This is a genomic window from Gemmatimonadota bacterium (genome assembly GCA_040388535.1).
In the GTDB taxonomy this organism is placed as follows: Bacteria; Gemmatimonadota; Gemmatimonadetes; order Gemmatimonadales; family GWC2-71-9; genus Palsa-1233.
Map to the genome: position 1 here is coordinate 49551 of JAZKBR010000007.1, position 17839 is coordinate 67389.

Here is a 17839-nt window from a genome sequence, read left to right on the forward strand (position 1 = left end):
TAGCCGACAATGGAATAGTGCCCACCCTAAGTCTGCGCGGCGCAACCAAGTCAGGAGGCAAGCTGCTTCCCCGACAGCCACGCCGCCGCCGTCAGGCAGATCGCAATCAGGGCCGAGAACGCGATGGGGATGATAAAGAGATACCGGCAGCTCACTGCGGCGATGGCAGCGAACGAAATGGCGAAGGCCCAGGTCGTGCCGCGCAGCTGCGCCAGGGTCGCGACGGAGAGGCCGCTCAGCTGCCAGGCCAGTATTGCCGCGAAAACGTAATAGACCCCGACCGTGAATCCGGCCGCGAGAAAGAAGTCCCAGTAGCTGCGGTTGAATCCCTGGACCTCGAAGTGAATCGACCGCATCGAGGCGAGCAGCGCGTCGACTCCCCAGGCGGGATCAATCTGATTGAAACTGAGCATGTGGCCGATCGCAAACAGAACCAACAGCACGGCAGCGATACGATAGAGCGAGGATGCCTTCATTCCTGCCTCCGAAGAAACGGGTATCAGAGCGCCGCTACTGAAACCGCACCGGAACGCGGAGTTCCGCCGCATGTTCCGGCAGCCCCGATGGATTGTCCTTGGACAGGATCAGCGTTCCGGTCTTTGAGGCGGGCAGACTGAAGGAGAGTGTCGCCTTGAACGGCACGAATTCCGTGGTCATCCATTCGCCGATTGCATGGGCCGGGGTTGCGGCAATGGTGTCACCCTTGGCATCGAGGAGATAGACGGGAAACGACGCCTCGAAGAACCAGGGGCCCCGCGCCTTCCCTTCCACCGTGAGCGGGCTCGAGAGCAACGCCTCCGGCAGCGGCGTCCGGAGCTCGATGCGGTCCACAATCGCGGCGGGTGCGTGAACAACTTCGCGGTGGCAGCCCATCAGGAGGAGCGCCAGCAGCGGCACCATGATGCTCGCGTGACAGTGACGCACGATACGCACTTCCATTGCCTACACGTGTACCAGCGCGCAGCCAGCATTCTGCGCGCGGGCGAGACCGAAGATTCCCGATGGCACCGCATACGCACCGCGGACGAGATGCGCCCGCAATGTGGTATGGAGCTCGTCGGCCGTCACACCTGCCTTGGCCGCGAGCCGCTTCGCGAGATTGGTCAGCGCGAAATCGCAGACCAGAATGATCGCTCCGCCAGCCTGCAACCCGCCGAGACTGGGCAGCGTCACTCCCGGCGCTGGGTCGGGCGCACGATACCAGAACGGGTTCCGCTCCGCGGGCTGCCCTGTCGCTGGATCCTGGGTCTTGTACTCGACGCCCAGCCCCAGCTTCTGCCACATTGCATCGTCGAGCGCCGCAGGCACCGCCTGGGTGCGGATGTTGATCACGATCCGCGCGTCATAGCGCTGGGCGCCATACGCGGTGGCGCAGTTCGCCAGGTAACGCTCGGCAAGCTCCAGCATGATCGGATCGGCGGGATTCCCCAGCGAGGGCCAGTCGAAGACGGCGCGATCAGTGGCGGGCTTGAGCCGCGCGAGCCAGCTGAGATCCCAGCCTGTCGCCGGAGCGGCGGCAGGCTCGGCCGCAGTCGCAAGCGCCGGAGCAAGCGTGCTACCGAGCGCGGCCGCCGACGCAGCGCGGCCGGCCTGTTTCACGAAATCCCGACGGGACCCCGGCGCATCGTGCATGGTCAGCTCCGTGTGCCATTCCAGTGAGCCCGTCACTTCACCCCGATCCAGTAGCTCACTTTCAGCGCCAGAAAGTTATCCCCGCCCCCGCTCAGCGCATCGATCAGACGGCCGGCATTTACCAGAGTCCCGTAAGGCGTCGCGGTCTGGCGGTTGTTCTGCCAGATCAGATACCCCGTACTTCCCGGGAGCCACTCCCACCGCAGCACCAGGTTCGACCGGAAAGAGAGCCGGTTGAAATCAAGATTGGGCAGCGAGAAGCTCTGGGCCCCATCGGTCACGGTATAGGAGCTGTCGGAGTTGCGGACAATCGCAGTGCCGGTTCCCGCCTCCCCGTATCCGCGCAGCTGGCGACTCCGCGGCGCCGAGAGCTCGCCGAACTTCGAGTACTTGCCGCTCGCGGCAAACGGTTCCGCGTATGCCTCCACCGTGAAGTTGGGTGTGACGGCATAGTTGAGCCGGAATCGCGCCGAGAGCTGACTCCGGTCGACAAAGGCAAAGGTGTAGCGGCTGCCGAAGGTCGCCGCCGAGCCGCCGCTCTTGGTGGTGACGTACTGCCTGGCGTCGGCCGATCGCGTATACGTCGGATCCACTGACGCCTGCCAGCGCGCACCGGGGCGCACACTGAACGTTGATCGCGCAGTCCACGACCAGCCGCCGAGTTCGTCGTCGGTGTGGGCGAGGTTGACGCTCCAGGTCACCGGAATGTTCGGCCGGCTGTTGAAGCCGCTGGAGAGACTATACGAGTTCGGGGTTCCCATCAGCGGGCCGCCGCGAGTGAGGACATCGCTCAGGGAGCGAATGTTGTAGGCAAAGTTGAGCGACGCCCGCGTGAAGTTGTTGAAGGTGAGGCTGGTGTTGAGGCCGAGGTTGGAGTACTGGCGGATGCCGCCGAAGTTCCATCCCGCGCGCGTGGCCCAGTTGAGACTGTAGAAGCGGTAGGACTTCTTCGGCCTCGCATTGCGCACGCCGAAGTCGGCGTTGAAGTCGATGTCGTCGGCGGTCTGCATCCGGCCAAGATCGTTGATCTCGAAGCCGGGAGAACGGGCGATGAGCTGGATGCCCCAGAACGAATAGCCGGCGTTCTTGTCGTGGCGCAGCGACGCGGTGTAACCGCTGAGCGAGGTCCGGCCCGGGTTGAACCGGATGTGATCCTGATCGGGTCGCTGGAAATAGTGGGCGCTGCCGCGCTGCAATCGCGCGATGGCCGTCGAGTCTCCTTCGACATAACTCGCCCCGACAAAGCCGGTGAACTCGTACTTCCCCTGCTGTGATCGGAGCTTGAAGTCCATGCCCCCGGCGAAGGCATCGCGGGAGAGGATGTCCTGCAGACCGCCACGCTCGTCGACAAAATGGTGCGCGTGGGTAAGGTTGATCCCCGCGTTCGACTGCTGCTTGCCGAAGTCCTGCTGCAGCCGCACCACGGCGAAGGAGCTTGCCGGCTCGACGGCGACCGCATCAATCCGGTCGGCGAGCGAATCGTAGGAGCGCGCGTGCTCCATCGGCGTCACGGCCGCGAGCACGCCGACGGAGAGCCCGGACTTGAGCCGCCCCGTCACCTTGGCGGCCGAGAGAATGTCGGTGTTGACCGGCTGATCGATGAAGTCGCCGCTGGTGCTGCCTCGCGGTGGTGCCCCGATGCGCCGACTGTAGAAGTAGACTGGCCGGTTGATGAAATTCTGCGCCAGGCCGGCAAGGGCTTCGGCCCCCTCGGTGAAGAACGGCCGCCGTTCGGTGAACACGGTCTCGAACGCCGTCAAGTTGACGTCCGCCGGATCGGCTTCGACCTGGCCGAAGTCCGGCATCACGGTCGCGTTGAGAGTCAGGTTGGGGCCCAGCCCCATCTTGAGATCACCGCCGACACGACCAGTAGCCTTCTGCTCGAACGGGTTGGCCGGATTGGCGTTGGCACGGTAGGTCAGCCCGCCCGTGACGTAGGGGAGCAATTCCAGCCGTCGCGACGTGGGGATCCCGCTGATGCCATCGAGCTGCCCGAACTGCGAGAAGAAACCCGCCACGTCGCGCGGGATCAGGACCCAGGTGTTCCGTTCGTTCTTGTCGGGGAGATTGCGCGTGAGCTGCAGTCCCCAGACCTGGCCCTCGCCAGCGTTGAAGCGCAACTGCGAGAACGGAATCCGCATTTCGGCAGACCACCCCTGATCATCGACGCGGGAGTGCGCGCTCCAGACCGGATCGTACTGCGCTTCCCGCCCGCCTTCCTGATCCTGCGGATGATAGAAGTCGCCGCGTACGCCGCCGGAGTTGATCGAGAAGGAGTATCCGGTCTGCCTGTCATGGTACGGGTCGAGCGACACCGTGAAGACTTCGGCATCGCTATCGGAGTCGCGCCGGCTGATCGATCGGCGAATCGCCCTGGCGTCCGGCCGGAGCATCCGCGCTGCGATGTAGAGCGCGTCGTTGTCGTAGAGCAACCGGACCTGCGTCACCACCGTGGGCGCCTTCCCCTCATCGGGATCTTTCTGCACAAAATCCGAGATGACGGGCGCCGCGGCCCAGGCCGCGTCATTGAGGACGCCATCGATCTGTGGCGGCGCCCCCGTGAGCCGCGAGGCTCGAGTGGACTTGCGCGGCGATTGCGCGACGAGAGCGTGCGCTGCGGCCACCAGAAGGAAGGCGGTCAGGGCGCAGCGCGTGATGAAAGACGAAATGGTCAGGGTGGTCTGCCTTGAGTTTTTCAGGGTGAGAATCAGCGCGTCAGGGGGCAAAAGTGGCTCGAAACCGGGAGTCCGGAAAGGGGCCCCTTGATACTTAGGCCTTTACAGAAGTATTCCCGGCTGATAGACTCCCCTGAGGACGATCGGACCACCCCAGCCACTGGACGGTGTCGGACATGGTTCAAGCCGCAGTCACTGACGACGTGTTTCACGCCCTCTCCAACCCGACTCGGCGCAAAGTCCTCGAACGACTCTCGGCGGGGCCGGCCACCGTGAGCGACCTGGCGGCGCCGTTCGATATGCAGTTGCCGTCGTTCGTGCAGCACCTCTCGGTCCTCGAAGCGAGCCGCCTGGTGAAGTCACACAAGCGCGGCCGGGTGCGGACCTATGAGCTCGCGCCCGAACGCTTCAAGGTCGCCGAAGAGTGGCTCGTCGCGCGTCGCAAGGAATGGGAAGCCCGGCTCGACCGGTTCGACCAGCACGTCAAACACCTCAAGGAAAAGGAATCCAGGTCATGAGCAACCAGTTCGCCTTCAATCCCGCACGCGATTTCGCCATCGAACGCTTCATCGACGCGCCCCCGCGGCTCGTCTGGGAGGCGCTGACGCAACCGGAGCATATCAAGGAGTGGTATATGCCCAAGGCCTGGGGGCGCGTGGCACGGGCCGAAATGGAGTTGCGACCGGGCGGCATCTTCGCCATCGACATTGCTGTCGGTGACGGCCCCGATATCCCCAACCTCGGCTGCGTCCTCGACGTCGTGCCGATGGAACGCCTGGTCTGGACCTCGATGCTCTTCCCCGGCTATCGCCCGGCCGTCTTCGACGATGTGCCGATCACCGGAATCATGACGATGAACGCTGAGGGCACCGGGACCCGCTACGTCTTCACGGCATTGCATCGGAACGAAGCAGACTTCGAGACCAACAAGACGTCGGGCTTCTATGAGGGGACCGAGATCGCCGTGGATCAGTTCGTGGGGCATGTGATGGCGATGAAGTAGCGCCCGCCGCGCTACCTCGAGGTAACGGCCGAAGCGAGCCGAAGGCTTCGAAAGGCTTCGGCAAGGGCGTCTGGCTGGTGAGAAGCATTCAATCCGCTCGGATTGGGCAAGACCCAGAGCCGGGCGCCCGAGATGAGTTCCGGCTGATGCCCTGGCGTGGCGGCCGGTTTCGCAAAGGCGATCCGGTAGGCACTGATGCCAAGGATGGCGACCCAGCGGGGCTGGTATCTGGCCACCTTGCGCTGCAGCCGACGGCGCCCGGCGACAAGTTCCTCCCGCGTCAGCTCATCGGCACCGGCCGAAGCGCGGGCGACGAGGTCAGTCAGCCCGAGTCCGAGTTCCAGTAGTTCCCCGCTCTCCTCGGGCAACAGGAGACGGCGGGTGAAGCCCGATGCGTGCATCGCCTTCCAGAAGCGATTGCCGGGGCGGGCGAAGTGCTGGCCGAGCGCCGCCGAGTAGAGCCCCGGGTTGGTGCCGCAAAAGAGCACCCTCAGGTTGGGCGCGATCAGGTCGGGTAGCCGGCGGTGGACTGCTGCCTGAAGTTCTGCTTTGGTGGGTCGGCGACGTTCTGCCACGGCCATCCTCCTCACGCTCCGCCTGCAATGAGCCCGCATGATGTGACGCCACCGGCGTTAGTCGGGTCCCCTCGGAGATACGATACATACCGCCGCAGACCCGTCCTCTGGAGCCATCATGTTCTCGAATCGCCCTTCATGGAAGAATCTTGCTGTTCGCGGTGCGATGGCCGCAACCGCCGCCCTCGCCCTCGGCTGCTCTTCCAGCCCAACGGACCAACGGATGAGACACACCAGCCCCCCACCGGCGATTCGTTCCTGTTGACGCCGGGACAGGTCTCGGCGCTCGACAGTGTGGGCCAGGTGGTCGTCGGGGCGAATCCCGGGAATAGTTCGCTCAAGTCACTGCTCGATTCCACGTTCCAGGTACTGACGGCCGGAATCACCGCGACGCGAATCAACGTCACCACCGATCTCACGACGGCACCGCTCTACTTCGTCGGCATCCACCGGGTCATCGAGCGCGCGACCGGGTCGTTCTCGACCTGGAACGTCGTGGGGATGGACGACCCCCAGGCGCTGACCAGTGTGATGGAAGTAAGCGGCTTCGCGCAGAACCAGACGGCGACGGCGCCCACCACGGTGTCTGGGCCCATCGGCACTGGCGCGGTCAACGCGCTCTTCCTCAACGTCGCGAACGGCGGTGCGGTGACGCAGTGGAACGGCAACAACGGCACCATCTCCTTCACGTCAGATGCGCCGACCAGCGCCTGCCCAGTGCCCAATCCGTCGGCGAACATGACCTGCACCATCGAGACGATGCACGTGCGCTTTGACGTGACCGCTGGCGGTGGCGCGACGACGCGTCACGCCGCGATTGCAACCGATGTGGCGATTCCGACGATGCGGCTCACCTACACGGGGCCGTGAGCCGGCCTACCCCCGACGCTTGCTCGCAGTTGTCGCACGAACCACCACCGACCCGATGCCGGTGGTGGGGTACGGGAGCTTGTTGCGTGCGATGGCGGCCTCGATCAGCGCCGTGACTGCCGGCTGAGTGAGCGTCGAGGCACCCTCCACCACAATCCATCGCGTCGTTGCCGCCCCGTTCAGTAATTTCTGGGGATCCGGCAACCCCTTCCCACTCAGGTAGAGCCTGATTTCGTCCGCGCTTGCGCGGATGGCAACCACGCCATCCTTCCCTTGCCCGTTCGGCGTGAAGCTGAGCACGACACTGTCGGCGTATTCGTAAACCAGTTCCTGCGACGTAGGAAGTCTTTTCTGCACGAACTTCCGTACCGCGGCCGCGAGCCTTTGATGGTCGGGAGCGATCCTGGCGAGGAGCGCCTTCAATTCGGCCTCGGCCGCGCGTCGCTCTGCTGGGGATTGGGGAGTTGGGACTGCAGGACTCATGGAGTGGTGCTCCGCGTGAGATGATGCGGTGCCTTGGCGGGACGCCGAACTGGTCGTCGTCCCGCCCTGAAGCATACTGCACTCCATTTCTTACCGCCGCAGCGGCACCAGACTCATCAGGCTCTCTACCAACGCCTGCGTCGCGGGCCCCTGCTCCGTGTTCGAGAGCAGGTAGACCTCGTCGCCCGCCCCATTCGCGGTGCGGGTGAAGATGAAGCCGCGGTCGGAGCCCCCGACCACCGAGCCGAGGCGATTGACCGGGTGGTGATCCGCGAAGAGTGCACCGCGCGCCATGCCGTCGTAGTAGCGGCGCAGGTCATCAAGGGTCGAGAACATCCCGCCACTCCCCATCACCAGCCAGGAGACCGGGCCCCACTTGGGCGGGATATTCGGGGTGCCCTGGCTCCTGGTGCCGTAGCCTGGCGCAAATTCGTGGTCGGCAAGGCCGAGCGATTCGCCGTAGAACCCCGTCCGGGTCATACCCAGCGGCTTCAGGATCTCGGAGCGCACGAATTCGGGATAGCTCTTGCCACTCACCGACTCGATGATGGCCGCGAGCAGCGCGAACGACGAGTGCGATGGTTGCCGCTGCGCTCCCGGCGCGAACAGCAGGGGCTGCGTGAGAATGCGGCGCAGTGCAGTCGCGCGATCGATGTAGGTCAGGTCGGGATCGGCATCGCCCTCACGATGATGGAAGTTCGGCAGCCCGGAGCGGCCCTCGAGAATCATCCGGATGGTCATCGGTGCCTTGTCGGCGGGGACATCCGGCAAGTACTTCGCGATCGACTCGTCGAGGCCGAGGCGGCCACGTTCGATCAGCAGGCTGGCGGCAGTCATCGTGAAATCGATCGGGGTCGAGCCGATGCAGTAGATCAGGTTTGGAGTCGTTCGTGCCCCGGACGTGCGATCGGCGATGCCGAAGGTCGTCCGGGTGGCATCCTGTCCGGCCCTGTGGGCATAGATCTGCCCCGCCACACCAGCGGCCTCCGCTTCACGCAGCCGCGCGGCCAACCCGTCCCAGGTCAGCGGTGGAGCAGCGGGCGGACGGTCGGCGGCACCCATGGCACGGAGATGAAGCGTCGCGATGCCGAATGGCGTCGCGTTTTCCATGGTGAAGTCCACCATCACGCCCGGTGAGCCTGGACCTTCGAGCTGGATATGGACGCCCGACGCATCCTCATTGGCGCGGACGTTGCCCGCGGCGGCCGCGGCCTCGCGCACCTGACCCAGAAGCGCTCGCCGCTCTGCGGGGGTGGTCGACTTGAGGTAGGCCGCACTGAAGTGCTGCCGGTCGAAGAGCGTCATCGCCGAGTCGAGGGAGATGCTGCCAACTCCGAAAAGCGCGCGGACGTGGAAGGGCCGCGCATCGGCGCGAGTCGCCGGGGGGTAGCTGATCTGTTTCGGAGGCGCCGGCTGCTCGGTCGGCCCTGCTTTCACCGGTTGTGCGAGCTCGAGCCGGGTGACCTTACCGCCGTCGCCGAGCGCGAGGCGGACCTTCACCCCTTGTTCACCGCCGAGCATGAGGATGAGCACATCATCGTCGCCGCGCTCCACGCCGACGCCGTCGAGATGGCCGCGGGCTGCGTCGCGCAGCGAGCGGAGATGTCGGGTGAGCGCGTCGCCCGCGAAGCTGGTCCGGTACGATGGCGCGAGATGATCGGCGGCGAACGTGGCGAGCGACGCATCGTCCGAAGCGCGGAGCATCGCGAGGACGCCGTCGATCGCGGCGCGGACCTCGGGCGGTGGACCGTCTTGCGCCGCTGCCGGGGCCGTGGCAAGGATGGTGCAGAGACCGGCGAGAAGTGTGAGTCTGCGTTTGAACATTGTTGCTGCCTCACCGCGTGCGGGACGTTGCCAAGAGCGAACGTCACGCAAGCTAGGGCGCGCGAGTTAAGACGGTGTGAAGATGCGGTGGGTGTACCGGACCCGCAGTTACGGCTGGTAGGCTCGCGCCCGCTTTACGCCTGCTTTCGCCTGAACAACTGCAAAGCTGTCAACGCGAATGCGCAGTGAGAGGTCAGCAATGTTCGCGGTCAAGGCCAGGTAGTCACGCGGAAAGCCGAATTGTGGGTCGAGCTGAAGCCGATCCACGATGCGACCAGGATCAACAAGGTCTCGTTCGACAAACGCGAAGAGGGAATCGATCGTCGTGAGCTGGGGAATTCCATCCGCCGGCCGGCCGGTGGCCCGACCAACAATCTTGCCGTTCCTGACAACTACCAGTAGGAGCGGTGTCGTCGAGTCCGGTTCCTCGAAGCAGAAGCATTCCTGGTGTGCCTGGATCTGGTACTCGATCACACCGGCAGCAGCCCAGCGCCGCCGCCCGGCGGCGAGCGAGTCCAGATAGCGCTGGCGCACGCGGAGCACGGCAGGCGTTCGGGCCTCAGCGGCGACGGTGGAATCCCGGACGTGCTCAGGCAGGAGGGTACTGACCTGCGCGTGGAGGGGTCCGCCCACAAGCAAGCCGGCGAAGGCGAGCGTGAGCTTGGTGACCACGCGGCTCACGGTTTCGACTCCGGTCGCATGAGCGTCCGATCGATGGCATCCATCACGACACCGATCCGTTCGCGCGCCTTGCGTGTCGACGATACCCAGTAGCGACGTGCGACAGTGAGGATGCTGGTGACTCCAGCGATGAAACCGCCAATCCCAAGCGCCGGAGCCACAGGGTACAGCGCGAAGGTCGCAATGATCACTGTGAAGAAGATCAGGATTCCGGAGATCAGCGCGACCATGCCGAGGGTGCCGCGGCGGTCGAGGACGACGGACACGCCGACATCACTCTCGTCGGGGCGTGCGGTGACGCTGAGTGGTTGGGTGTCGCCACCGTCGTGCCAGGTCATGCCTACTGCACTGGAGTGCCCGACATCCTGCCGGCCAGCGAGACTCGAGCCGACACGAACGGCTGACAGCAGCCGAGCCGCTGTCGTGTCGTCGAGCATGACGGGGAAACGGGTCTGGCGTTCGTGCCGCATCGGTCCACCGATCAGCCGTTCGAACGGAGAGAGCGCGACCGTGGTGGCGAGCATCCGTGCCGCGCGCTCGACGAGCGCGGGGTCGAAGCCGACCTGCGCAGCCGCGGCCTTCATTTCGGTGAGCGTCAGCCCGGTAGATGATGGGAGCGCTGGCTCCGCCTGCCGCCCCAGTTCCGCCGCCTTCCGCAGCACGAGCGCGAACTCTTCGTCGCTGTAGATCCGTGGACCATCGGACATCAGGAACCCCGGCGCCGCAGGACGACGTGCGTGGCCTTCTCCGACGGTACCAGTTCCACGCATTCGTATCCCAGAGCGCGCGAATCGACGCCTTCGAAGAGCCGTTCTCCTGTGCCAAGTAGCACCGGCGCAATCGCGAAGTGCATCTCATCGATGAGGCCGGTTCGAAGATATTGCCGAATGGTGTTCGCGCCGCCGCCGATGCGCACATCCTTGTTCCCGGCCGCCTCGCGTGCCCGCTCGAGCGCCTCGTGAATGCCGCCGGTGATGAAATGGAAGGTGGTGCCGCCTGCCATCTCGATGGATGCGCGAGGGTGATGCGTCAGGATGAAGGTCGGCACGTGATACGGTGGGTCGTCGCCCCACCACCCTTTCCAGTTCAGGTCCGCCCAGGGCCCGCGATCGGGGGAAAACATGTTCCGCCCGAGGATCCAGGAGCCGATGTTCTCGAAGCCACGCGCGGCGAAGTCGTCGTCGACGCCGGTGGTACCGTCGTCCTTGCCGAAGAGCATCCGCTGGAAGGTGCGGGTTGGAAAGACCCACTGGTGGAGATCTGTCCCGCCGAGCCCAAGCGGATTGTTGAGGCTCTGCTGAGGGCCGGCTCCATAGCCGTCGAGCGAGATGGAGAAGCTTGCGACGCGGACTCGTGACATGTGATTCCACTCCGTGCGGCCACCAGATGGGCGACTTCGAGGTTAGCTGTCCTCCGACAGGGCGAAATCTACTGCGGCCGCCGCGTGTATCTGAGTAGTGTCGAAGACTGGTACGGTGGTATCGGCGGCTGAAAGCAGCAATGGCAGCTCGGTGCAGCCCAACACGATCCCCTCCGCGCCCTCGGCGATGAGTTCATCGATGATCGTCAGGTAGGCGGCTTTCGTTTTCGGCAGGCAGACGCCTGTGCCCAGCTCGTCGCGGATGGTCCGCTGGATGAAGTCCCGGGTCTCCTGGCGGCCAGGCACCATTGCCTCGATCCCGGCATGGCGCAGTCGTTCACGGTAGAACGGCAGTTCCATCGTGAACTTTGTGCCAAGCAAGCCCACTCGGGTCAGCCCACGGGCGGTGATCGCTGAAGCTGTCGCGGAGACAATATGGATCAGCGGCACCGACAGCTCCTGCTCGAGCCGATCGGAGACGGCGTGCGCGGTATTGGCACAGAGGACGATCCCCTCGGCCCCGGCCCCGGTCAGGGTGGCGCAGGCATCAGCCAGGAGCCGATAGGTGGCGTCCCAATTGCCAGCCGTATTGTTCCGCGTGAAGTCGTCGAAGTTCAGCGACTCGATGACGCACTGGGCGAAGGTGAGGCCGCCGCAGCGCGCATTGATGCCTTGATTGATCAGGCGGTAGTAGTCGATCGTGGAGACCCAGCTGATTCCGCCTACCAGGCCGAGCTTCTTCATCGCCTTCTCCGCAGGGTTTGGGTCGCTATTCAGGGACTCCCCGATCAATGCGCAAACGGCGGTTGAATGGCGACATCACCCCTCCCGACGCCGAGCCCGCAACTTCGAGAGTGTTGTCTTCAGGTAGCTACGGTATCCTGCCGGGCTCATCCATCCCTCCGGCGTCTGGACGCGGCGTAACTGACTCGGCGACAATACCAGGAACTGGTTGCTCGCGCTGGTGGTGCGGCGGACACGGACGCGCCATTGCAGAGCAACGCGCTCACGCACCCGGCCTATTCGGCCGTCCGGCACCCGCACGCAGTCGCCAACGGTGAATCTCGCAGCCATCAGCTATCCCCGGTGATGCGCTCGCGCTGACTCAGGTTTGATCCTTGCCGGACCGCACCACCCGAACGGTCACAGAAAGCTGCCCGACATGGCGCATCGCGTGCTCTGCCCCATGCACGAGGCAGCCAATGACCGTGGAGGGGAGCTGGGCCCGCCCTACCCCGCGGAAGTCGCCGAGTGTGGTGACATCGATGCCGCGAAGCTCAGCAACGGCCGCGTCGACTCGCGCAGACAGTACACCCAGCGCTGTCGCGACGTCGGCAGTGAGAAGCTCCTGACCCTCCAACGGAATCGACGCCAATTGCTCTGCCGAGAGTGCGTTGCCGCGGGCGTAGGTGAAGAGGCGATCGATGACGCCGGCCATATGGCGCACGTGAAATGCGGCGGAGGCCACGCCAGCGGGGCGGGCGTTCCATTCCTCCTCCGTCAACGGCTCCACGATCTCGCCGACACTCTCGCGCACTTGCAGCAGGATGTGCGCAACTGGCTGCAGGACGGCAGGGACCCCTTCGACCGGGCCACGCTGCCACCACTCGGTATTTGCCATGTCTCCTGGACTCCCCTGTGCTGGCCAGCCGACCATGTCATGTGCCACAGCGCGCTAACGACAGAAACCTACCTCGCAGCCGGCCTGGCAAAGGTTCCTGCGCCATGTGTTCACACGGCGCCTCGACCGCGTCCCCGCGAGTGGATGCCGGATGACAATGCGCCTCAACCAGGATAGCGAATCATGAGCAAGGACCAGAGCGGCTACAAGCACAGCGCCAGCGACAAGGCGCTCGATGCCGCAGCCGAATCAGACAAGGCCCCCACCGAGGCCAAGTCGCATAACCACCCCGGGCACGACCCCGAAGAAATTGCCAAGCACGACGACAAGGGTAAGGACCGGATGTTCGAGGGCCGCGAGCAGCACGATGATGCCGACATGAAGAGCGAGAAGAATCGACTGACCAAGGATCTGGCGCGCCACGATCATCCGGTCGAGGGCGAGGATGCAGTCACCGAGTCGAACATGCACGTGAAGCACAAGGAGTGAGTCAGCTGGGAAGCGTCTAGGTCCCGATTATCTCGTTGAGCCCTTCGACGACGGTTGCGAGTTCTTCTGGTGATACCTTCGCAAGCCGTTTGCCGATACGTTCCACCGAGAGAGTGCGAATCTGACTGATCTTGACCCAGGATTGCTTCGGCAGCGTGGAGGAAGCGAGTTCAAGGGTCAGCGGGAAACCCGCTCGCTGCGGCTGGCTGGTCAGCGCTAGGGCGATGACCGTGCCCGACCGTTCGTTGAAGACATCCTGGCTGAGAATCAGGACCGGACGCAAGCCGGCTTGCTCCCGACCGCGACCTGGGTCGAGGTCGGCCCATCGAATCTCGCCTCTCAGTATGCGGGCCATGCGCCCACATCCGCGCCGAGGCCTTCTTCAGCGAGTGCCTGCTCGGACGCCGGATCGAGCTTTGCACATTCGGCCGCGAGTCGATGCTGTTCCAGGCGATCGAGTTTCTCCAGGACTGCGGCTTCGATCGCCTGGCTGCGGTTCGGGTAGAACCCTCCCTGCACCATGCGGTCGAGCCGAGTCAGCACCGGCTCGTCGAGTGTGACGGCAATCTTCGCTTTGGCCATGGCCTCCTCCCTGGTATGATGATATGTCATACCAGCGGACGACCGCAAGCCGGTGCAACAAACCCGGTATTTCTCAACGAATGGGCCATGGTTCGAAAGATGGCTTGGGACGCGCGTATCGCTTGGTACTTCGAAACGGCACGTGAACACTTCCGCTACAACGCCGACCTCAATCGTTCGCCTAGCTTGGCCAAGTCTGTCCCCACCTCCAGGAGCAGGCGCGCACCGTCGCCGACCTCCTGGCTTATCACGGCGTACCAGAGATGCAACGGGCCGACCCCCGGGCGGCGGCGGGAATCTGCTTCGCGCGTCGCCACGTTGAACGCCACCTCGGCCTCTGCGTCTCTGTGCAGTTCCTCACCGAGAAGCGGGTCGAGGTCGGGCAGTAGCCTGCTACCCATCCGGGTGCGCAAGAGCGGCATATCCGCGTCAGTGCCAAACAGGAACTGGAGGAATATTCCCTCCTGTACCCTGAGCACGCCGATGAGGATGTTCTCGACGATAATCGACCCCTGCCCCTGGCGTGCGGCGTCATCGGCAGCGAGTTGCAGCACACGGGTCGCCATCTCGTTCATCGGAGGTGGCGATGGCCGGGTCGCGTCGAGCGCCGCCTGAATTTCTTCGAGCGGACCCGCACTACAGATCGCGAGCAGCTGTCGGACCGACTCCTGCCTCGGATCGTGCAGGTTCTTGACAAGCGACCTGGCAGCCGCGCGCGCGGAGCCGTGATTCGGCCATTCCCGGTCGAGGTCGGCGCCGCGGCTGACGAGATACTCGGCGAGCGACACTGTCAGGTTCTCCACGGCATCGAGAATCAACGGCCATCCAAATGGTGAATAGTCCACACAGAATCCTGCTGCGAGCAGGGCATCCATCGACGCCCACCGCTGATTCCATCCGGCGATCTGGAACGCCTCGTACATGATCTCGAGATCATCGGCGTCATGCAGCGGCGGCGGGTAGCCCGTCGGGCTGGCCAGTGCCATCAGGTCCGGTCGATTGAGGCGCCCTTCGGCAGTCAGCCGCCCCCGCCCCGCCGTGAAACGACGGATACCCGCGACATCACCGAGGCCCGCTGCGATCCAGAGTCCCGACCGAGGAGTCACCCGGGCAGCGATCAGGTCGACGGCGGCGGGATTTCGGTAGCGAACGATGGCGTATTCGAGGATCGGGATACCGCTGGGGGGCAGCCAATCCGGGTCGGCGCCGCGATCGAGGTACCAGCGCACGGTCTCCGCCGGCATCGGGCGAGCCGGAAACCCGCCGTCGTGAGGCCAGCCGAGGAGGAGCTCATTGAGGTCATGCTGGAGGTCGAGGCCGCGGGCAGCAAGCAGTTCGGTGACGTGCCGGGCGTCGGGGGTTGTCGCGTCGCGCTCAGCCCGAAGCGCCTTCGGTCCGAGGGTATTGCGCCATTCACGGTCGGCGATCGATGGGGTGAGCACTTCTGGGTGCGCATCGAGCAGGGCCGTCAGCCCAGCGATGTCATGATGCTTCACCGCGTGCGCAGCGCGCGCCAATGGAGTGTTCGCAAGGTCCCATACGTGGTCACCGCCACCCGGTCGTGGGTCCTGCCCGCGAAGGATGAGTTCATCCCAGCTGGCCCGCCGGCGTTGGCGCGCCACTACCAGCCGAGCCTCGTCGTCGGTGATGGGTGTCGCGAGAATCTCTCCGATCGGCCGCGCAAAGAAGCGTGGAACGAAATGCGCGAACTGCCGCGCCACCAGCGGATTGCCACCCTGATGCCCGCGCACCACCTGCTGGGCAAAGGATTCCAATCGGTCGACCCCGTAGTTGTCGACGTTATAGCGCGGGGCGTTCCGATGCCTTTCCAGCTCCTCGAAATACTCCACCATTCGGGGCCAGCTCGTGAAGCCGTACTCTCTCGCAATCACATGCTGTGCGTCGGCAAGCTTCAGCTGACCTGGGCCGTGGTCGCGCAGGGAGGCGGGATGCGTCGTCCCCACGCGAGTGAGCGCCGCGGCGTCGCCAGCGTGTAGCTGCTTGAGGAACGCCTTGGCGTTCTTCCGTTCGTACTCGAGACTGGGATTGTTCGGGAGGGGGCGCGAGCTGACCGGGATGGGGTCGCGCGAGCCGGGGGTGCGGCGGGTGCCGGACATGGGATCTCCTTTCGTGGTGACCCGTGTCCGCCAGGTGGGTCCGAAAAGAGAGAGTTGTCGGGGCCCTGCGTTGCTGGGACTACATCGGAGGGGACCATCCCTTCCCGCGGACCGGGGGCGCTCCGACGGGCGCCTGGATCCAAGCTAGCACGGAAATTCGGAGGGCGAAAGCGTGGTGGCGCCTACCACTTCCGCAGCACCCACGTCGTCATCGCTCTCATATTCTGCACCACTGTCGTCTTGATCGGGTCGACGAGCTCGGCGCCGAGCTCCTGCGTCACCTGCATCAACATCGCCTCGTCGACCAGATATCGCTCGCTGCCGTCGGCCACCGCGTACCAGCGATCGTGCAGACGTCGGACGAGCCCTTCAGCGCCAATGGTGGATGCGAGCCGACAGAAGAAGAGCCCTCCCGGCTTGAGTGCCCGCCAGCAGCCGTGCAGCATCGCCTGGAAATGTTCGTCGTCTCGCGCGAAGTGCAGGACGGTGTTGATGATGACCACGTCGGCGAAGCGATCCGGGAACGAATGTGCTTCGACGGCCTCGACCCGGAAATTGTCAGCCGGCAGGTGCGGCGCGAGCCGGCGGACGGCGTCGATCGCCTGGCGGTCGGGATCGACGCCGAATACCTGGTACCCTTCGCGGAGCAGGTACACGATGTTCCGGCCGGTGCCACAGCCGGCGTCGAAGATCGTCATCCCCTGCGAGACATTGCCACGCAGGAGCTGATCGAAGAGGTAGATGTCGATCGCGCCAAACTGCTCCTTGAGCGTGGGCACCCGCTCAACGCCTCGGAGTGTCGTAGACGGCCACGCTCTGGACACCGTCCGCATCCGTCCGCAGCACCAGCACCTGTTGATCGTTGCCGCCGAGGACCTTTGCGGTAGCAGGCAGCGCAACCCGCCCGATGAGGGTCTCATGCCGCGCATCCACGATCCACCACGACGCGAGCGAGTCCTGCGGCTGCCGGAACTCCTGGAACCAGACATTGCTACCTACAGCGACCGCGCGTTGCGCAACACCCTGCCGCTCCACCATCGGGAAATCCGACCCGAACATCAGGCGGATCTTCCGCACCCATTGCGGGTCGGGAGCCTTCTCGGCGGCAATCATCGCATCCCCATAGACCTTCGCGCGTTCGCGCCCGGTCACGGGCTTGATCGGCAGGGTGACACTGCCGCGAGTTCCGTCGGCGTGCAGGAGCGCGACGCGCGCTTCACCCAGCGTGAGTAGCGCGATCTTTCCCGCTGCCGATTCAACGAGAGACTCCCCCAGGAACGGGGTCGCGTACGAGGCCGAGCCGCTCTTCTCGCCGTAGAAATAACTGTAGGTCCACGGATGCTGGCCGAGAGAGGTGCGAGTCGTGCCGTCGGCGGCGAAGAGCGCGACGGTGTTGAGATAAACGCCGTTCCGCGGTTGCTTGTCGTAGACGCGCACCGTCGCGACGTAGCCCGAAGGCGACTTGATCGACTCGAGCGAGACCAGACCTTTCAGACCTGGAGGCGCCTCAGGAGAAAACGACCGGATCACCGTGCCGTCGGCTCGCCAGAGCGTGATCCGAAGCAGGAGCCCGTCCCAGGTGACGATGGTGTCGCCGAACGTGGTGAGCCGGTCGAGGCCACCAAAGTCACCCGGCCCCGCCCCGGCCCGGCCGAAGCGCTTGTCCACTGTTCCGCGTCGATTCAGGATGACCACGTTCGATGTGCCGGCATTCGCGATGGCGATGCGACCGTCCGGCAGGAGGCCGGCACCGCGGACCCGGTCGAGCTCAAGCTGGTCGGTGGTGAACCGCGGCTTGCCGAGAGTGAGGGTGGGCGCGCCGCCCTGACCTGCGAGTGCAACCGGGATCGCCATCAGGAGACCGGTCACGAGATGCCGAATGGCCCGCACGAAGCTCTCCGTTGACAGGGAGTACGTCCTCTGTTTC

The 17839-nt window shown here is 64.8% G+C and carries 21 protein-coding genes; 4 read left to right on the forward strand and 17 right to left on the reverse strand.

All coding sequences use genetic code 11. From position 1 onward, the window contains the following. Positions 1–50 precede the first annotated feature (50 nt). The 4 genes from V4558_13605 to V4558_13620 are packed head-to-tail and all read right to left on the reverse strand — an operon-like array spanning position 51 to position 4358. Positions 51–476 (reverse strand): hypothetical protein, encoded by a 426-nt coding sequence (locus V4558_13605; GenBank protein MES2306539.1) that lies wholly within the window; start codon positions 474–476, stop codon positions 51–53. Between the two features lie 34 nt (positions 477–510). Next, a complete protein-coding gene (locus V4558_13610; GenBank protein MES2306540.1) occupies positions 511–939 on the reverse strand; it encodes a Gmad2 immunoglobulin-like domain-containing protein in 429 nt (142 codons plus the stop codon). Positions 940–942: 3 nt separating this feature from the next. Continuing rightward, positions 943–1668, reverse strand: coding sequence for a hypothetical protein (locus V4558_13615; GenBank protein MES2306541.1), 726 nt, complete (start codon positions 1666–1668; stop codon positions 943–945). Continuing rightward, positions 1665–4358 (reverse strand): DUF5916 domain-containing protein, encoded by a 2694-nt coding sequence (locus V4558_13620; protein MES2306542.1) that lies wholly within the window; start codon positions 4356–4358, stop codon positions 1665–1667. Before V4558_13620 ends, V4558_13615 begins: the two co-directional genes overlap by 4 nt. 125 nt (positions 4359–4483) lie before the next feature. Here V4558_13620 and V4558_13625 point away from each other — a divergent pair, with 125 nt between their 5' ends. Further along, on the forward strand, positions 4484–4825 hold the full coding sequence (locus tag V4558_13625) for a metalloregulator ArsR/SmtB family transcription factor (GenBank protein ID MES2306543.1): 342 nt from the start codon (positions 4484–4486) through the stop codon (positions 4823–4825). Continuing rightward, complete coding sequence (locus V4558_13630; protein MES2306544.1) at positions 4822–5310, forward strand: SRPBCC domain-containing protein; 489 nt, start codon at positions 4822–4824, stop codon at positions 5308–5310. Before V4558_13625 ends, V4558_13630 begins: the two co-directional genes overlap by 4 nt. An 11-nt stretch (positions 5311–5321) precedes the next feature. On the opposite strand, the gene mug is transcribed toward V4558_13630, so the two are convergent. After that, the gene (gene mug / locus V4558_13635) at positions 5322–5885 is read right to left on the reverse strand and encodes a G/U mismatch-specific DNA glycosylase (protein ID MES2306545.1); all 564 of its coding nucleotides are present in this window, start codon (positions 5883–5885) and stop codon (positions 5322–5324) included. Between the two features lie 261 nt (positions 5886–6146). Here mug and V4558_13640 point away from each other — a divergent pair, with 261 nt between their 5' ends. Further along, entirely contained in the window at positions 6147–6755 is a 609-nt protein-coding gene (locus tag V4558_13640; GenBank protein ID MES2306546.1) for a hypothetical protein, read from the forward strand. A 6-nt stretch (positions 6756–6761) separates the two neighbouring features. Here the strand turns inward: V4558_13640 and V4558_13645 are convergent, their stop codons facing one another. The 7 genes from V4558_13645 to V4558_13675 all read right to left on the reverse strand — a co-directional run bounded on the left by V4558_13645 (position 6762) and on the right by V4558_13675 (position 12724). After that, positions 6762–7238, reverse strand: coding sequence for a hypothetical protein (locus V4558_13645; protein ID MES2306547.1), 477 nt, complete (start codon positions 7236–7238; stop codon positions 6762–6764). 90 nt (positions 7239–7328) lie between these two features. Beyond that, complete coding sequence (locus V4558_13650) at positions 7329–9062, reverse strand: serine hydrolase domain-containing protein (protein MES2306548.1); 1734 nt, start codon at positions 9060–9062, stop codon at positions 7329–7331. Between the two features lie 108 nt (positions 9063–9170). Next, the gene (locus tag V4558_13655) at positions 9171–9743 is read right to left on the reverse strand and encodes a DUF6174 domain-containing protein (GenBank protein MES2306549.1); all 573 of its coding nucleotides are present in this window, start codon (positions 9741–9743) and stop codon (positions 9171–9173) included. Next, a complete protein-coding gene (locus V4558_13660; GenBank protein MES2306550.1) occupies positions 9740–10450 on the reverse strand; it encodes a hypothetical protein in 711 nt (236 codons plus the stop codon). The genes V4558_13655 and V4558_13660 overlap by 4 nt, the downstream gene beginning before the upstream one ends. Further along, entirely contained in the window at positions 10450–11103 is a 654-nt protein-coding gene (locus V4558_13665; GenBank protein ID MES2306551.1) for a dihydrofolate reductase family protein, read from the reverse strand. Before V4558_13665 ends, V4558_13660 begins: the two co-directional genes overlap by 1 nt. A 42-nt stretch (positions 11104–11145) precedes the next feature. Further along, positions 11146–11847, reverse strand: a complete 702-nt coding sequence (locus tag V4558_13670) for an aspartate/glutamate racemase family protein (protein ID MES2306552.1) — start codon at positions 11845–11847, stop codon at positions 11146–11148. 361 nt (positions 11848–12208) lie between these two features. Then, positions 12209–12724: a DinB family protein gene (locus V4558_13675; GenBank protein MES2306553.1), complete on the reverse strand. Its 516-nt coding sequence runs from the start codon at positions 12722–12724 to the stop codon at positions 12209–12211. Positions 12725–12907: 183 nt separating this feature from the next. On the opposite strand from V4558_13675, the gene V4558_13680 reads away from it, so the two are divergent. After that, complete coding sequence (locus tag V4558_13680; GenBank protein ID MES2306554.1) at positions 12908–13213, forward strand: hypothetical protein; 306 nt, start codon at positions 12908–12910, stop codon at positions 13211–13213. Between the two features lie 16 nt (positions 13214–13229). Here the strand turns inward: V4558_13680 and V4558_13685 are convergent, their stop codons facing one another. From V4558_13685 to V4558_13705, 5 genes are all read right to left on the reverse strand, one after another. Beyond that, entirely contained in the window at positions 13230–13568 is a 339-nt protein-coding gene (locus V4558_13685) for a type II toxin-antitoxin system PemK/MazF family toxin (GenBank protein MES2306555.1), read from the reverse strand. Beyond that, positions 13553–13795: a ribbon-helix-helix domain-containing protein gene (locus tag V4558_13690; protein MES2306556.1), complete on the reverse strand. Its 243-nt coding sequence runs from the start codon at positions 13793–13795 to the stop codon at positions 13553–13555. Before V4558_13690 ends, V4558_13685 begins: the two co-directional genes overlap by 16 nt. A gap of 155 nt (positions 13796–13950) precedes the next feature. Next, on the reverse strand, positions 13951–15912 hold the full coding sequence (locus V4558_13695; GenBank protein MES2306557.1) for a Clp protease N-terminal domain-containing protein: 1962 nt from the start codon (positions 15910–15912) through the stop codon (positions 13951–13953). Positions 15913–16094: 182 nt separating this feature from the next. Continuing rightward, complete coding sequence (locus V4558_13700; GenBank protein ID MES2306558.1) at positions 16095–16691, reverse strand: methyltransferase domain-containing protein; 597 nt, start codon at positions 16689–16691, stop codon at positions 16095–16097. 4 nt (positions 16692–16695) lie between these two features. Next, complete coding sequence (locus V4558_13705) at positions 16696–17802, reverse strand: hypothetical protein (protein MES2306559.1); 1107 nt, start codon at positions 17800–17802, stop codon at positions 16696–16698. Positions 17803–17839: the final 37 nt, after the last annotated feature.

What these genes read in the sequence shown, in the direction of transcription:
- V4558_13605 (MES2306539.1), bottom strand. Translation starts at nt 476, where the DNA reads ATGAAGGCATCCTCGCTCTATCGTATCGCTGCCGTGCTGTTGGTTCTG.
- V4558_13610 (MES2306540.1), bottom strand. Translation starts at nt 939, where the DNA reads ATGGAAGTGCGTATCGTGCGTCACTGTCACGCGAGCATCATGGTGCCG.
- V4558_13625 (MES2306543.1), top strand. Translation starts at nt 4,484, where the DNA reads ATGGTTCAAGCCGCAGTCACTGACGACGTGTTTCACGCCCTCTCCAAC.
- V4558_13630 (MES2306544.1), top strand. Translation starts at nt 4,822, where the DNA reads ATGAGCAACCAGTTCGCCTTCAATCCCGCACGCGATTTCGCCATCGAA.
- V4558_13645 (MES2306547.1), bottom strand. Translation starts at nt 7,238, where the DNA reads ATGAGTCCTGCAGTCCCAACTCCCCAATCCCCAGCAGAGCGACGCGCG.
- V4558_13650 (MES2306548.1), bottom strand. Translation starts at nt 9,062, where the DNA reads ATGTTCAAACGCAGACTCACACTTCTCGCCGGTCTCTGCACCATCCTT.
- V4558_13660 (MES2306550.1), bottom strand. Translation starts at nt 10,450, where the DNA reads ATGTCCGATGGTCCACGGATCTACAGCGACGAAGAGTTCGCGCTCGTG.
- V4558_13665 (MES2306551.1), bottom strand. Translation starts at nt 11,103, where the DNA reads ATGTCACGAGTCCGCGTCGCAAGCTTCTCCATCTCGCTCGACGGCTAT.
- V4558_13670 (MES2306552.1), bottom strand. Translation starts at nt 11,847, where the DNA reads ATGAAGAAGCTCGGCCTGGTAGGCGGAATCAGCTGGGTCTCCACGATC.
- V4558_13675 (MES2306553.1), bottom strand. Translation starts at nt 12,724, where the DNA reads ATGGCAAATACCGAGTGGTGGCAGCGTGGCCCGGTCGAAGGGGTCCCT.
- V4558_13680 (MES2306554.1), top strand. Translation starts at nt 12,908, where the DNA reads ATGAGCAAGGACCAGAGCGGCTACAAGCACAGCGCCAGCGACAAGGCG.
- V4558_13685 (MES2306555.1), bottom strand. Translation starts at nt 13,568, where the DNA reads ATGGCCCGCATACTGAGAGGCGAGATTCGATGGGCCGACCTCGACCCA.
- V4558_13690 (MES2306556.1), bottom strand. Translation starts at nt 13,795, where the DNA reads ATGGCCAAAGCGAAGATTGCCGTCACACTCGACGAGCCGGTGCTGACT.
- V4558_13695 (MES2306557.1), bottom strand. Translation starts at nt 15,912, where the DNA reads ATGTCCGGCACCCGCCGCACCCCCGGCTCGCGCGACCCCATCCCGGTC.